15 protein-coding genes are annotated in these 13,733 nt (G+C 67.8%); 8 read left to right on the top strand and 7 right to left on the bottom strand.

Translation table 11 applies throughout. The features are described 5' to 3' along the window. Positions 1–14 precede the first annotated feature (14 nt). Positions 15–1,088 (top strand): XdhC family protein, encoded by a 1,074-nt coding sequence (locus tag ASE28_RS02980; protein WP_057264967.1) that lies wholly within the window; start codon positions 15–17, stop codon positions 1,086–1,088. Here ASE28_RS02980 and ASE28_RS02975 read toward each other — a convergent pair whose 3' ends face one another. The 4 genes from ASE28_RS02975 to hppD all read right to left on the bottom strand — a co-directional run bounded on the left by ASE28_RS02975 (position 1,089) and on the right by hppD (position 3,981). Further along, positions 1,089–1,601, bottom strand: coding sequence for a low molecular weight protein-tyrosine-phosphatase (locus tag ASE28_RS02975; protein WP_057264576.1), 513 nt, complete (start codon positions 1,599–1,601; stop codon positions 1,089–1,091). It abuts the gene before it with no gap. Between the two features lie 62 nt (positions 1,602–1,663). Beyond that, complete coding sequence (gene phhA, locus ASE28_RS02970) at positions 1,664–2,566, bottom strand: phenylalanine 4-monooxygenase (protein ID WP_057264575.1); 903 nt, start codon at positions 2,564–2,566, stop codon at positions 1,664–1,666. Positions 2,567–2,575: 9 nt separating this feature from the next. Continuing rightward, positions 2,576–2,878 (bottom strand): 4a-hydroxytetrahydrobiopterin dehydratase, encoded by a 303-nt coding sequence (locus tag ASE28_RS02965; RefSeq protein WP_057264573.1) that lies wholly within the window; start codon positions 2,876–2,878, stop codon positions 2,576–2,578. Continuing rightward, the gene (gene hppD, locus ASE28_RS02960) at positions 2,875–3,981 is read right to left on the bottom strand and encodes a 4-hydroxyphenylpyruvate dioxygenase (protein WP_057264571.1); all 1,107 of its coding nucleotides are present in this window, start codon (positions 3,979–3,981) and stop codon (positions 2,875–2,877) included. The genes ASE28_RS02965 and hppD overlap by 4 nt, the downstream gene beginning before the upstream one ends. Positions 3,982–4,331: 350 nt before the next feature. Here hppD and ASE28_RS02955 point away from each other — a divergent pair, with 350 nt between their 5' ends. The 6 genes from ASE28_RS02955 (at position 4,332) to ASE28_RS02930 (ending at position 9,901) form a co-directional block, all read left to right on the top strand. Beyond that, complete coding sequence (locus ASE28_RS02955; protein WP_057264569.1) at positions 4,332–5,306, top strand: tripartite tricarboxylate transporter substrate binding protein; 975 nt, start codon at positions 4,332–4,334, stop codon at positions 5,304–5,306. Between the two features lie 22 nt (positions 5,307–5,328). Beyond that, complete coding sequence (locus ASE28_RS02950; protein ID WP_057264567.1) at positions 5,329–6,792, top strand: sulfatase-like hydrolase/transferase; 1,464 nt, start codon at positions 5,329–5,331, stop codon at positions 6,790–6,792. Next, on the top strand, positions 6,789–7,148 hold the full coding sequence (locus ASE28_RS02945) for a YidH family protein (RefSeq protein ID WP_057201236.1): 360 nt from the start codon (positions 6,789–6,791) through the stop codon (positions 7,146–7,148). The genes ASE28_RS02950 and ASE28_RS02945 overlap by 4 nt, the downstream gene beginning before the upstream one ends. Then, complete coding sequence (locus ASE28_RS02940) at positions 7,133–7,465, top strand: DUF202 domain-containing protein (RefSeq protein ID WP_057264565.1); 333 nt, start codon at positions 7,133–7,135, stop codon at positions 7,463–7,465. The genes ASE28_RS02945 and ASE28_RS02940 overlap by 16 nt, the downstream gene beginning before the upstream one ends. Before the next feature lie 9 nt (positions 7,466–7,474). Further along, complete coding sequence (locus ASE28_RS02935) at positions 7,475–8,398, top strand: LysR family transcriptional regulator (RefSeq protein ID WP_057201234.1); 924 nt, start codon at positions 7,475–7,477, stop codon at positions 8,396–8,398. Positions 8,399–8,488: 90 nt separating this feature from the next. Continuing rightward, a complete protein-coding gene (locus ASE28_RS02930) occupies positions 8,489–9,901 on the top strand; it encodes an FAD-binding oxidoreductase (RefSeq protein WP_082607869.1) in 1,413 nt (470 codons plus the stop codon). A 4-nt stretch (positions 9,902–9,905) separates the two neighbouring features. Here ASE28_RS02930 and ASE28_RS02925 read toward each other — a convergent pair whose 3' ends face one another. The 3 genes from ASE28_RS02925 to ASE28_RS02915 all read right to left on the bottom strand — a co-directional run bounded on the left by ASE28_RS02925 (position 9,906) and on the right by ASE28_RS02915 (position 12,577). Further along, the gene (locus tag ASE28_RS02925) at positions 9,906–10,592 is read right to left on the bottom strand and encodes a glutathione S-transferase family protein (RefSeq protein ID WP_057264563.1); all 687 of its coding nucleotides are present in this window, start codon (positions 10,590–10,592) and stop codon (positions 9,906–9,908) included. A 102-nt stretch (positions 10,593–10,694) separates the two neighbouring features. Continuing rightward, complete coding sequence (locus tag ASE28_RS02920) at positions 10,695–11,573, bottom strand: N-formylglutamate amidohydrolase (RefSeq protein WP_157421845.1); 879 nt, start codon at positions 11,571–11,573, stop codon at positions 10,695–10,697. Between the two features lie 5 nt (positions 11,574–11,578). Then, positions 11,579–12,577: a tripartite tricarboxylate transporter substrate binding protein BugE gene (locus ASE28_RS02915; protein WP_057264558.1), complete on the bottom strand. Its 999-nt coding sequence runs from the start codon at positions 12,575–12,577 to the stop codon at positions 11,579–11,581. A gap of 124 nt (positions 12,578–12,701) precedes the next feature. On the opposite strand from ASE28_RS02915, the gene ASE28_RS02910 reads away from it, so the two are divergent. After that, the gene (locus ASE28_RS02910; RefSeq protein ID WP_057264556.1) at positions 12,702–13,616 is read left to right on the top strand and encodes a LysR substrate-binding domain-containing protein; all 915 of its coding nucleotides are present in this window, start codon (positions 12,702–12,704) and stop codon (positions 13,614–13,616) included. The last annotated feature ends 117 nt before the right edge of the window (positions 13,617–13,733 follow it).

Genomic DNA, 13,733 nt, shown 5'->3' with positions numbered 1-13,733 from the left:
TACGCACGATGACGATGGAAAACCTCGATGTGATGGTGTTGCGCTCCCTGCACGGCTGGCGTGCCGCCGGCCGGCGTGCGCTGCTGGCCACGGTGGTGCGGACCTGGGGGTCATCCCCCCGGCCCGTGGGCTCGATCATGGCGCTGTGCGACGACGGTGCGGTGGTGGGCTCGGTCTCGGGCGGCTGCATCGAGGACGACCTGATCGACCGCTACACCCGCGCCTATGCGCAAGAGCGTGCTGGTGCCACGGGGCATGAGCACCGCATTCCCCAGGGCCCGCCATCCTTCGTCAAGTACGGCATCACGGCCGACGAGGCACACCGCTTCGGCCTGCCCTGCGGCGGCACGCTGGAGTTGCTGCTCGAATACGACCCCGATCCCGCCGGCCTGGCCGAGTTGATCGCCGCGCTCGACGCCGGCCGGCTGGTGCAGCGCTCCGTGCGCCTGGCCGATGGCGCAGCCACCCTGGCCATGGCCACCGAGCCCGCCGAACTGGCCGTGGATGGGCAGGAGCTGACCAATACCTTCGGCCCCGAGTACCGCATGCTCATCATCGGCGCCGGGCAGATGGCCGAGTACCTGGCCACCATGGCCCTGTTCAACGGTTTTGCCGTGACGGTGTGCGACCCGCGCGAGGAATACCGCCATGGCTGGAAGGTACCCGGCGCCACCCTGGTGAGCGACATGCCCGACGATGTGGTGGTGCAGTTCAAGCCCGACCGGCGCAGTTGTGTGGTGGCGCTCACGCACGACCCCAAGCTCGACGACCTGGCCCTGCTCGAAGCCCTGTCGTCCGAGGCCTTCTATGTGGGCGGCATCGGCTCGCGGCGCAACAACGATGCGCGCCGCGCGCGCATGATCGAGCACTTCGATCAGACCGAAGCCAGCCTGGCGCGCCTGCGCGGGCCCATCGGCATCTACATCGGCAGCAAGACCCCACCCGAGATCGCCGTGAGCGTGATGGCCGAGATCCTGGCCGTGAAGAACGGTGTTGCCCTGCCGCGCGTGATGGAGGTCGGCCAGGCGAAGAACGACCGGGACGTAGCGCACAACGACCCGGGGCCTCTGGTCTGTGCGGTGCGCTGATCAGCTTTTGCTTCGGTGCTGCAGCTCCCGCTGCACATGCTGCAGCAGCCCCTCGCAGGCATCTTCCACCAGGTCCAGCACACCATCGAAGCCCGTGGTGCCGCCGTAGTAGGGGTCGGGCACCACCGGGCTTTGCATGTGCAGGCAGAACTCCGTGAGGCGCCTGAGCTTGTGGGCGTGCTGGGGCGGGCACAGCTCCTGCGCCATGGCCAGGTTGTCCCAGTCCATGGCCAGCACCAGGTCGTGCGCGGCAAAGTCGGCCAGCAGCATTTTCCGCGCGCGCAAATCCGACAGGTCGTAGCCGCGCCGTGAGGCGTGGCGCTGCGAGCGGTGGTCCGGTGGCTCGCCCGGGTGGTAGTTGTGAGTGCCGGCCGAGTCCACGCGCACCCGGTCGGCCAGGCCGGCCGCCTGCACGCGGTGGCGGAACACGCCGTGCGCCGTGGGGCTGCGGCAGATGTTGCCCATGCAGAGAAAAAGGACGGAGTAGCCTGCTGCGGTTGGTTGCTGTGCCATGTGTGTTCCCCTCATGCAAAACGGCCCGCGTGGGGCCGTTCTGGAGTGTCGCATGGTAGGCCTCAGGCGTGTGCCACCTGGCGCTTGGCATCGTGGTAGGCCAGCGTCCCGCGGGTCACCACGCTGTCACCGGGCAGCACCGCACCCGCATCGTGCTCGGGGGCCCCCTTCAGCCGCTCGTAGATCGGCGCGAAGTCGATCTTGGCCAGTTCCAGCAGTTCGTCCAGGTGGCCCAGCACGAAGTAGGTTTCCTGGAAGTCGTCGATGCGGTAGTTGGTCTGCATCACCCGCTCCAGGTCAAAGCGCACGCGGTTGGGCGAATCGCTTTCGACCGAGAAGCGCGTCTCGCTGGCCGACGAGGCAATGCCCGCGCCGTAGATGCGCAGGCCGTCGCTCTGCTGCACCAGGCCGAACTCCACGGTGTACCAGTAGACCCGGGCCAGCTTTTCCAGCACGCCCAGGCGGTAGGCCCTGAGGCCGCCTTCGCCGTAGGCCTGGATGTAGTCCGCGATCACCGGGTTCATCAGCATCGGCACATGGCCGAACACGTCGTGGAAGACATCGGGCTCTTCCAGATAGTCGAGCTCGTGCGGCTTGCGGATGAACTGGCCTGCGGGAAAGCGCCGGTTGGCCAGGTGCTCGAAGAACACCTCGTCGGGCACCAGTCCGGGCACGGCCACCACTTCCCAGCCGGTGCGCTTCTTGAGCACCTTGGACATCTGCTCGAAGTCGGGAATCTGCTCCGGGCCAATGGGCAGGTCCTGCATGCCGCGGATGAACTCGTCGCAGGCGCGCCCGGGCAGCAGTTTCGACTGCCGCTCGAACAGGGTGCGCCACACGCCGTGCTCTTCCTGGGTGTAGCGGGCCCAGCCCTGGTCGATGGTCCAGTCGGGGCGCTCCGGGGCTTGTGCCTCTCCGGCCGCCAGCCCGTGCTTGGCGGTTTCCTTGAGTTGCTGCTGCAGCATGCCTGTCTCCTATGCGGCGGCTTGGGCTGCCGCGATGCGGTTCATCAGCCGGGCCATCTCGATGTCCTTGCCAGAGATGCCGTCCACATCGTGCGTGGTCAGCGTGACCGATACGCGGTGGTAGACGTTGGACCACTCGGGGTGGTGGTTCATGCGCTCCGCATGCAGGGCGACCTGGGCCATGAAGCCGAAGGCCTGCACGAAGTCCGCGAACTGGAAATCCTTGGTGATCAGGCCGCCGCGCGCCTCGGCATGCGTCCAGCCGGCCAGGGAGGGCAGTTGCGCTGCCAGCTCCTCGGGCGTGAGCTTCATGCCGCTTCCTTGGCGGGCGCCTTGTCGGTGGCGGTGAGCACGCCGCGGTTGATCTGGTCGCGCTCCAGCGATTCGAACAGGGCCTTGAAGTTGCCTTCGCCGAAGCCTTCGCGGTAGTTGCCCTTGCGCTCGATGAACTCGAAGAACACGGGGCCCAGCATGGGCTGCGAGAAGATCTGCAGCAGCAGGCGCGGCTGGCCGCCTTCGGTGGTGCCGTCCAGCAAAATGCCGCGGGCCTGCAGCTCGCCCACCGACTGGCCGTGGCCGGGCAGTCGCTTTTCCAGGTTCTCGTAGTAGACCTCGTTGGGCGCGGTCAACAAGGGGATGCCGGCCATCTGCAACTGGTCGATCGATTTGAGCAGGTTGTCGGTCAGCAGGGCGATGTGCTGGATGCCTTCGCCGTTGAACTGCATCAGGAACTCTTCGATCTGGCCGCCGCCCTGGCGCGATTCCTCGTTCAACGGGATGCGGATCAGGCCGTCCGGTGCCGTCATGGCCTTGGAGGTCAGGCCCGTGTACTCGCCCGAGATGTCGAAGTAGCGGATCTCGCGGAAGTTGAACAGCTTGGTGTAGAAGTCGGCCCAGTAGGCCATGCGGCCGCGGTACACGTTGTGCGTGAGGTGGTCGACCACCTGGAAGCCATGGCCCTTGGGGTGCAGGTCCACGCCGGGCAAAAACTCGAAATCGATGTCGTAGATGGACTTGCCATCTTCGAAGCGGTCGATCAGGTACAGCGGCGCACCGCCGATGCCCTTGATCGCAGGCAGGCGCAGCTCCATCGGGCCGGTGGGGATCTCGATGGGCTGGGCACCGAGTTCGAGCGCCCGGTTGTAGGCCTTGTGGGCATCGCGCACCCGGAACGCCAGCCCGCAGGCCGCAGCGCCGTGCTCGCCGGCAAAGTAGGCCGCAGTGCCTGGCTCGTTGTTGACGATGAAGTTGATGCCGCCCTGGCGGTACAGCAGCACGTTCTTGGAGCGGTGCTTGGCGACCAGCGAAAAGCCCATCTTCTCGAACATCGGCTCCAGCAAGCCGGGCTTGGGCGAGGAGAATTCCACGAACTCGAAGCCGCACAGGCCCATGGGGTTGTCAAACAGATCGGTCATACATCGTCTCCAGAAGTGGGCAGCACTAAGGCCGGGGGATAGGGAGACTGTAGGGATTTCAAGGCGCAGTTATCTTGCAATTTCGGCATGCCAAGCACCGTTGTGCGCTGGATTCATGCGGGAAACCAAATGCAGTGCATTTGAAGAGCGCAAAGCACTGAACTTGTGCAGGCTTGCTGCTCATTGGGGCGTGGTTGAGCCAATGCACAAGGCCATCCTGGCAGTGCAGGCATGCGGGCCCCTGAGGAGGTGAAAGGCATCAAGTTTTCTGCATGCCTTGGGCGCTGAAACGGTATTTCTCACGCCGGCATCCCTTGACCATACTCAAGCCCCATAACAGGAGACAAGCGATGAACACCACCCGCCGCCAGTTCGCGGGCCTGCTGGGCGCCTCGGCCCTGGCCGCCCACAGCCCCTTTGCCTTCGCGCAGGACAGAACCATTCGCGTGCTCGTGGGCTACGCCGCGGGCGGCTCTGCCGACACCGTGGCCCGTGCCGTGGCCGAAGGCGTGCGCGGCCATGGCTTCAACATGCTGGTGGACAACAAGGGCGGTGCCGGCGGCCGGCTGGCCACCGAGGCCCTGATCGCGGCGCCGGCAGACGGCGCCACCCTGCTCATGACGCCCATGGGCAACCTGACCCTGTACCCCCACGTCTTCAAGTCCCTGTCGTACGACCCGCTCAAGCAGTTCGTCGGCGTGGGCAAGGCCTGCAGCATGAGCTTTGCCCTGGCCGTGAGCGCCAACAGCCCGGCAAAGACGCTCAAGGAGTTCCTGGACCTGGCGCGCAAGGACAACGCCCTGGCCGCCTACGGCACGCCCGGTGCGGGCACGGCCATGCACTTCATCGGCCAGTTGCTGGGCAAGGCCGCCAAGGTGCCGCTGGCGCACGTGGCCTACCGCGGCGGCTCGGCCGCGGTGACCGATGCCATCGGCGGCGTGCTGCCCTGCGTGATCACCACCCTGCCCAACCTGCTGCCCATGCACAAGTCGGGCAAGCTGCGCATCCTGGCGATCTCCGATGAGGCGCCGCTGGCCGCGCTGCCCGGCGTGCCCACCTTCAAGTCGTTGGGCTACGGCGACCTGGCGATCACCGAGACCTTCGCCCTGTTCGCTCGGGCCGGAACGCCCGCGCCCCTTGTCGCGCAGCTCAACAAAAGCGCCACGGAGGCCGTGCAGTCCGAAAAGATCGCCTCGCTGCTGCACAAGCTCGAATACCAGCCCCAGACCGCCACCACCGAAGCCCTGGACAGGCAACTGCGCGAGGACCATGCGCGCTGGGGCCAGATCGTGAAGGCATCCGGCTACACACCTGAAGACTCGTGACTTGATGAGAGATACCCGACCCATGCCACGCCGCAACGTCATCGTGATCATGTCCGACGAGCATGATCCCCGCATCATGGGCTGTGCCGGCCATGCCTTCGTGAAGACGCCGCACCTGGACGCACTCGCCGCGCGCGGCGTGCGCTTCACCGATGCCTACACCCCCAGCCCCATCTGCGTGCCTGCGCGCGCCGCTTTCGCCACCGGCCTGCGCGTGCACCAGACGCGCCACTGGGACAACGCCATGCCCTACGTGGGCGACCCTCGCGGCTGGGGCCATGTGCTGCAGCGCCAGGGGGTGCGCGTGGAGAGCATCGGCAAGCTGCACTACCGCGCCGAGGAAGACCCCGCCGGCTTCGACAAGGAGCACATCCCCATGCATGTGGTGGGCGGCCATGGCATGGTGTGGGCGTCCATCCGCGACCCCTACATTTCCAGCCCCAGCGGCAAGCGCATGCTGGGCGAGCACATCGGCGCTGGCGAATCGCACTACACCGCCTACGACCGCGAGGTCACTGGCCGTGCGGTCGAGTGGATCCGCGATGCGGGAACCCGCCCCGACAAGCCCTTCGTGCTTTATGTGGGCCTGTTGGCGCCGCACTTTCCGCTGGTTGCTCCTGAGGAGTTCTTCGCGCTGTATTCCGATGAAGTGATGCCGGAGCCCAAGCTGCAGCCTGCAAGCGGCTACCAGCGCCACCCCTGGGTGCAGGCCTACGCGGACTTCATGGACAACGAAGGCGAGTTCAAGAGCCCCGAGGAGCGGCGGCAGGCCTTCGTGGCCTACTACGCGCTGTGCAGCTTCCTGGACCACAACGTGGGCCGCATCACCCAGGCCCTGCGCGATGCAGGGCTGGAGGGCGACACCACCCTGGTCTACACCTCGGACCATGGCGACAACCTGGGCACGCGCGGGCTGTGGGGCAAGTCCACGCTGTACCAGGAAAGCGTGCGCGTGCCCATGCTCGTGGCGGGCCAGGGCGTGCAACCCGGGGTCTGCGAGACGCCGGTGGACTTGCTCGATCTGTTCCCCACCATCCTGCAGGGCGTGGGCATCAACCCGGCGCCCGAGATGCAGGACCGGCCCGGCCGCTCGCTGCTGGACCTGGCGCAAGGCCCGGCCGAGCCCGAGCGCGTGGTCTTCAGCGAATACCACGCGGCCGGCAGCAACACGGCCGGCTTCATGGTGCGCAAGGGGCGCTACAAGTATCACTACTACGTGCGCCACCGGCCCGAACTGTTCGACCTGGTGGCGGACCCTGAGGAACTCGCCGACCTGGCGGGCGATCCCGCCTTTGCCGACGTGCTGTGCGCCATGGAGGCCGAGCTGCGCGCTATCTGCGACCCTGAGGCCGTGGACGCTCTGGCCAAGGCCGACCAGCAGCGCATGATCGAGCGCCTGGGCGGAGTGCAGGTGGCCTCGCGCATGGGCGCCGGGGGCGCCACGCCCGTACCGCAGGAGGCGCTGGCCACTGCCGAGGCCCGATGAAGGGGCCTGCCTGGCGGCACGAGGGCGAGGAGCCCGACCACCGCTTCACCCTGGCCAATGAGCGCACCTTCCTGGCCTGGATCCGCACCGCCCTGGCCGTGCTGGCGGGCGGCGTGCTGCTGGAGCAGTTCGCCACCCGGCTGCAGCCGCGCCTGCTGGTCTCGGCCATTGCGCTGCTGATGTGCGCGCTGGCCGCCGCCTTGTGCGTGCTGGCCTACCGGCGCTGGCGCGCCAACGAGATCGCCATGCGCCGCAAGGGCGCGCTGCCCGCTACTGCGGCGCTGGCCGTGCTGGCGGCCGGCCTGTTCCTGGTGGCGGTGCTGCTGCTGGGCCTGGTGCTGTGGCTTTCGCTCTAGGGACCGCGCGCGATCCGGGCCTGCAGCCCGAGCGCACCAGCCTGGCCTGGACGCGCACGGCCCTGGCCGTGCTGCTGAACGCCCTGGTGGCGCTGCGCGGCGCCTGGATCGATGGCTCGGCCATGCTGCTGGCCACTGGCGCCATGCTGGCGCTGGCGGCCTGTGCGCTGTACGGCTATGGCGTGCACCGCGGCCGTGTGCTGCTGGCCTGCGAAGGCCAGGTACCCCACCCGGCCGGCCTGGCCCGGGTGGCGGCATTGGTTCTGCTGGCCTGCGCTACGGGCGTGGCGCGCGTCGCCTGGCACCTGCTGCATTAGAGTCTGGGCATGACCCCCCGCCAGCTCAAGTACTTCGTCGAGATCGCGCGGTCCGGCAGCATCACGACGGCCGCTTCCACCCTGCACATCGCCCAGCCGGCGCTGAGCCACCACATCGCGGCGATGGAGGAAGAACTGGGCGTGGTGCTGCTGCAGCGCCATGCGCGCGGCGTGCGCCTCACCATGGAGGGGCAACGCCTGTTTGACCGGGCGGCCTCCATCCTGCGGCAGATGGAACGCCTGCGCGAGGACGTGCGCGACGCGGCCTCGCAGTTCCGCGGCGTGGTGCGCGCCTGCATCGTCGGCTCGGTCGCGCCCGTGCTGGTGGTGCCCCTGTACCGGCTGATAGAGGAGCGCGCGCCCGAGGTGCAGCTGCACCTGAGCACCGCCATGTCGCGCGAGGCCCAGACCCTGGTGGAGGCGCGGCGCGTCGACCTGGCGCTGCTGCCCACGGCGTCCGAGATGGCCAAGCTCGAATCCCGGCCCGCCTACGAGGAGGATTTCTGCCTGTTCGGCACCCGGGAGCAGATGGGCGATGCCACGGGCGATATCGCCTTCCGCGCAATCGGCGACCGCCCGCTGGTGGAGCCCGACCGCGAGCACGACCTGCGCAAGCTCATCGAGCGCACGGCCGTCGCGCTCGATTGCCCGCTCAACGTGCGCTATGAGGTGAACAGCTCCGATCTGCTGCGCAGCATGGTCTGCGGCGGGCTGGCCTTCGCGGTCATGCCGCGCAATTCCTTCCCAGCGTTCGAGGCGCGCGGCATCGTGGCCCGGCGTATCGTGGAGCCGGTCCTGAGCCGTACCCAGTCGGTGGTCTGGTCGATGGAGCAGCCGCTGACGCCGGCCGGCCAACTGGTGCGCGACCTGCTGCTGGAGCTCATTGCCCAATTGCTGGCAGACGGGCAACTGGTGGGGCGCACGCTGCCATGAGGTTTATCTGATGGCGCATGGGTGCAAGGCGTATTTCTCCGCGTGCTTGTCTTTCCGTACAGTGCAATGACTTCAACGGAGACAAATGCAATGCAGACGATATCGCGGCAGGACATGCCGGTGCAAGACCTGGTGGATGCCCTGGCTGGCGTCCTTTCGCCCGCCCAGATCGTTCGGGACCCCGGCGTGACCGCCAGCCATGCGGGCGACTGGAGCGAGGCACCGCGCCATGCGCCCGCCCTGGTGGTGTTCCCTCGAACGCCGCAGGAGGTGGCTGGCGTGCTCGCGGTGTGCAGCCGCCTGGGCCAGCCCGTGGCCATTCAGGGTGGGCTGACGGGGCTGGCCGGTGGGGCCACGCCCTCGGGTGTGGAAGTGGCCCTGTCGCTGGCCAAACTCAACACCATCGAAGACATCGACACCGTGGGCGGGACGGCCGTGGTGCAGGCCGGCGTGGTGCTGGAGCAGCTGCAGCAGCGGGTGGAAGCAGAGGGTTGGTCCTTCCCGCTCGACCTGGGGGCGCGCGGCTCTTGCCAGGTGGGCGGCAATGCGGCCACCAATGCCGGCGGCAACCGGGTGATCCGCTTCGGCACCATGCGCGACCTGGTGCTGGGGCTGGAGGTGGCGCTGCCCGACGGCCGGCTCATGACCATGCTCAACCGCGTGACCAAGAACACCACGGGCGTGGACCTCAAGCACCTGTTCATCGGCGCGGAGGGCACGCTGGGCGTGATCACGCGCCTGGTGCTCAAGCTCTCGCCTCGGGCCACGGCGGCGAACACGGCGCTGTGCGCGCTGCCCTCGTTCGATGCGGCCACGCACCTGGTGCGCGACCTGCGCTGCGCACTGCCTGCGCTGTCGGCCTTCGAGGTGATGTGGGACGACTACCTGGAGGCGGCCATGGAGGTGACGCGGCTGCGCCAGCCCTTCGATGCGCCCCACCCGGTCTATGTGCTGGTCGAGACACTGGGGGCCAACGACGAGCGCGACCGTGAAGCGCTGGAGCGCGAGCTGGGCGAGGCCCTGGAGCAGGGCCTGATTTCCGACGTGGTGGTGGCCCAGTCGGTGGAAGACGGCAAGAAGCTCTGGGCCTACCGCGAATCCATTGGCGAGCTGCTGGGCCAACTCAAGCCGTTTGCGGCCTTCGACGTCGGCATCCCCATGGCGGCCATGGACGCCTTTGTGGAATCGGTGGGGTCCGAGCTGGAGCGCCGCTTCCCGGCGCAGCGCCACCTGTTCTTCGGGCACATCGGCGACGGCAACCTGCACGTGCTCTCCGGTCCTCATGCGTCACCGGACAGCCTGCACCAGGTGGAAGAGGTGGTCTATGCCGCCACCGGCCGTGTGGGCGGCTCCATCTCGGCTGAGCATGGCATCGGCGTGGTGAAGAAGGAATTCCTCGCGCACAGCCGCTCGCCGGTGGAGATCGAACTCATGCACAGTCTCAAGGCACTGCTCGATCCCGCGGGCATTCTGAACCCAGGCCGTATTCTGGATACGGCCTGAGCTGTCAGCCCATCACCACCGGGCCGCCCTTCTGGATGCCGCGCTGGTAGGCCGGGCGGGCCTCCATGCGCTTTTTGTAGGCCTGGATGTTGGGGCAGGTGCTGGCCTTGCTGGAGCGTGACAGGGCCGCCTCCACCGCAAAGCTCATCTGGAAGTCGGCCATGGTCAGGTGCTCGCCCGCGAACCAGTTGTGCTGGCCCAGGTGGCTTTCCATGAAGTCCATGGCGGTGTTCACGTTCGGGTCCACCATCTTGTCGAGCACCTTGCCGCACAGCGCCTTGGCAATGGGCTTGACGAAGAAGGGCATGGGCTGGCGCGGGATGGTCATGAACACCAGTTTCATCACCAGCCAGTTCATGAGCGAGCCTTCGGCGTAGTGCATCCAGAAGCGGCACTGGCGGTACTCGGGCGTGCCGCGCGCGGGCTGCAGATGGGCGAGGTCGCCCGTGGCCTGCGCGCCATAGGTCTCCACCAGGTACTCGACGATGGCGCCGGACTCGGCGATCACTTCGTCGCCATCGGTGATCACGGGCGACTTGCCCAGCGGGTGGATCTTCTTGAGCTCGGGCGGGGCCAGCTTGGTGGCCTTGTCGCGCTGGTAGATCTTGAGCTCGTAGGGCACGCCCAGTTCTTCGAGCAGCCAGAGGACGCGCTGGGAGCGCGAGGTTTCAAGGTGGTGGACGGTGATCATGCGCGCATCTTAGGCGCTGTTGCCGATGCTTTGTGTGCCCTTTGTGCGCCCTTTGTGTCGCCTGGGCGATGCTGGCGCCATTCTGGCCCTGTGCCGGGCGGTTCATCCCCGTGTGTGCAGGGAGGGGTGCTCGCGCAGGTAGCGCGCAATCGCCTGCAGCACGCCGGTGAGGTCGCGCTGCACCGTGTCGAAGTGCGCGCCACGCTCGCGGCTGGCCTCGTTCATGTAGACCGGCCGGCGTATCTCCACCTGCATGCTGTGCCGCTGGTGCGCGGGCTGGCCGATGCGGGCGATGAGCTGCACGCCCTTGTAGGGGTCGTTGCGTGCCACGGTGTAGCCCCGGGACTTCAGTTCCTTTTCCAGCAGGTCCACGAACACCGGCTCGCAGGTGGTGCCATCGCGGTCGCCCAGCACGAAGTCGGCCAGCGGGTGTGGGCTGTGTATCTGCAGCCGCTCGTAGGCGTTGTTGGGCATGGAGTGCAGGTTCAGGTGCCAGACGGCGCCGAATTGCGCATGTGCCTGCCCGATGGCAGCCGCCAGGGCTGCATGGTAGGGCTGGTAGCAGCGCGCTATGCGCGCCTGCACCTCGGCCACGGTGAGCTTGCGGTCGTAGATGGGCGTGGTGGCGTTCACGTTGCGCCAGATGAGGCCATAGCCCAGGCGCGTCTTCTCGCCCGGGGCCAGCGGCGTGGGCCAGGGCGCGTCGAGCAGGGCCGGGTCCAGGTCGTCGAGCGTGCGGTTGGCATCGACGTAGCTGCGCGGGAAATGCGCTTCCAGCAAGCTGGCGCCCACCTCGGGCGCGGCCTGCCACAGCGCCTCCACGTGCGTGTCCTCGGCCGCGCGCAGCAGGGCGCGGGGTACGGCATGGCCAAAATCCGCAGGGTAGGCGGTGCCGCTGTGCGGCGAGTCGCAGACCAGGGGGATGGCCGGCGCCACCGGCACATGCAGGGTGAAGGCAGGGACGTCGCGGTGCAGGTCCATGCGCATCATTCCGCCGTCAGCTTGGCGACCTTGGCCACGCGCGCATAGCGGTCCAGCGCCTGGCGGATCTGCACGCCGAACTGCGCGGGCGTACCGGGGATCAGCGTGGCACCGGCCTCGTCCATCTTCTTGATGAAGTCGGGGTGTTTCATGGCCGCATGGATCGCCTGGTTGAGCCGGTTGACCACGGGCGCGGGCGTGCCGGCCGGTGCCACCACGCCGAACCAGCCACCGGCACCCATTTCCTTGAAGCCCAGGTCGCCGTAGGTGGGCACATCGGGCAGCAGGGGCGAGCGGGTCTCGGAGAGCACGGCCAGCGCCCGCAAGCGGCCCGCCTTGATGTGCGGCAGCGCCGAGGGCAGGTTGTCGGTGATGCCATCGACCTGGCCTGCCACGGCGTCGTTGAGCGCCATGCCCGCGCCCTTGTAGGGAATGTGCAGCAGCTGGATCTTGGCCAGGCTGGAGAAATGCTCCACGTTGGCATGCCCCAGCGAGCCCGTGCCCGGGGATGCGAAGTTGTATTTGCCCGGGTTGGCCTTGGCCAGGGCGATGAACTCCTGCATGGTCCGGGCGGGAAAAGCTGCGTTCACCGCGAACACGCTGGGGACGGCGGCCACGTTGGAGACCGGGGCGAAATCCTTCACCGGGTCGTACTTCATGCGGCTGCCATAGGCGGCCGCGTTGGAGCCGTGCGTGCTCATGGTGGCCATGCCCAGTGTGTAGCCGTCGGCACGGGCCTTGGCCACCTGTTCCATGCCCAGCGAGCCCCCGGCGCCGGCCTTGTTCTCCACCACGATGGGCTGGCCGAGCTCGCGCCCCGCGAATTCGGCAATCAGCCGCGCCGCCAGGTCGGTGGAGCCGCTGGGCGCGAAGGGCACGATCAGCTTGATCGGCCGGTCCGGGAAAGCGGCTTGCGCATGGACCGCGCCAGCCAGCGGCGCCAGGGCCAGGGCCAGCAGGGTGGCCCGGCGGCTGAGGGAGGAAGGGAGGCGGATGCTTGCCATGGTGGGGGTTCTCTCGGTGGCCAAAGGGTGCTGGCAGTCTCTGGCGAACGGTGATCACCCGCAAACGACACTCCGGCATTCCTGTATTACCATTGGTCATACACCACCCCAGCCTTGCTGCACCATGCGCCTGCATTCGCCATCGATGTCCGAGTTGCACGCCTTTGTCACCGTGGTGCGCACAGGCAGTTTTTCGCGCGCGGCGGACGAGCTGTGCGTGACCCAGGGCGCCATCAGCCGGGCGGTGGCGCGTCTCGAAGGCCATTACGGCAAGGTGCTGCTCAAGCGCAGTTCGCAGCAGATGCTGCTGACCGCATCAGGCGAACAGTTGTTGGCTGCCGTGCGCGAGCCGCTGGCAGCGATAGAGGCGGCCAGCGAGGCCCTGCGCGAGGGGCCCGCGCGCACCACGGAACTGGTGCTGTCCGTGGTGCCCACGCTGGCCAGCGTGTGGCTGGTGCCGCGCCTGCCGGACTTTCAAGCCCGGCACCCGGATGTGCGCGTGCGCTTCGTTCCCTACCGCAAGGATGAGGATTTCTCGGGCCCCACGCCGCATGCCGCCATCCTTACGGGCCTGGGTGCGGCGCAGTGGCCCGGGTGGGAGTGTGACTACGTCATTGGCCGCGAGGTGGTGCCGGTGTGCCACCCGGCGCGTGCCGCCCGGCAGCGCTGGCAGCATCCGGCCGACCTGTCCGCCGAGCCGCTGCTGGCCCATTCCACCTCGCCTGGCAACTGGGCGCAGTGGCTGCGGGCTGCCGGCGCTGCGGGGGCCGAGCCCGAGCTGTCGACGGTGTTCGACCAGGTGTCCATCCTGGTCCAGGCAGCCATGGCCGACATGGGCGTTGCGCTGGTGCAGCGCTGCCTGGTTCGGGCCGAACTCGATGCCGGTCGCCTGGTCACGCCGTTCGACCTGCCCATCACCCTGCAGCGCGGCTACTTCCTTTGCCGCCTGCCGGGGCGCCGGGCAGCGGCCAGCCTGCCGGTCTTTCGCCAGTGGTTGCTGGACAGGGCCCGCGAGGACATTGCCCTGATGCCCGCGTGACCGGGTCCATGCCCGTGTTTGCATGGCGCACCAAGCAAAAAGCCCTCTCGCGAGGTAATGCCGTTCACTTAAGCCAGTGAGCGGCATTTTTCCTGTCTGCACATAGCCCATACTCAG

Source organism: Acidovorax sp. Root219, assembly GCF_001428665.1.
GTDB lineage: Bacteria > Pseudomonadota > Gammaproteobacteria > Burkholderiales > Burkholderiaceae_C > Acidovorax.
The sequence above is the reverse complement of the archived record's forward strand: the minus strand, read 5'-3'. Positions and strand labels throughout refer to the sequence as shown.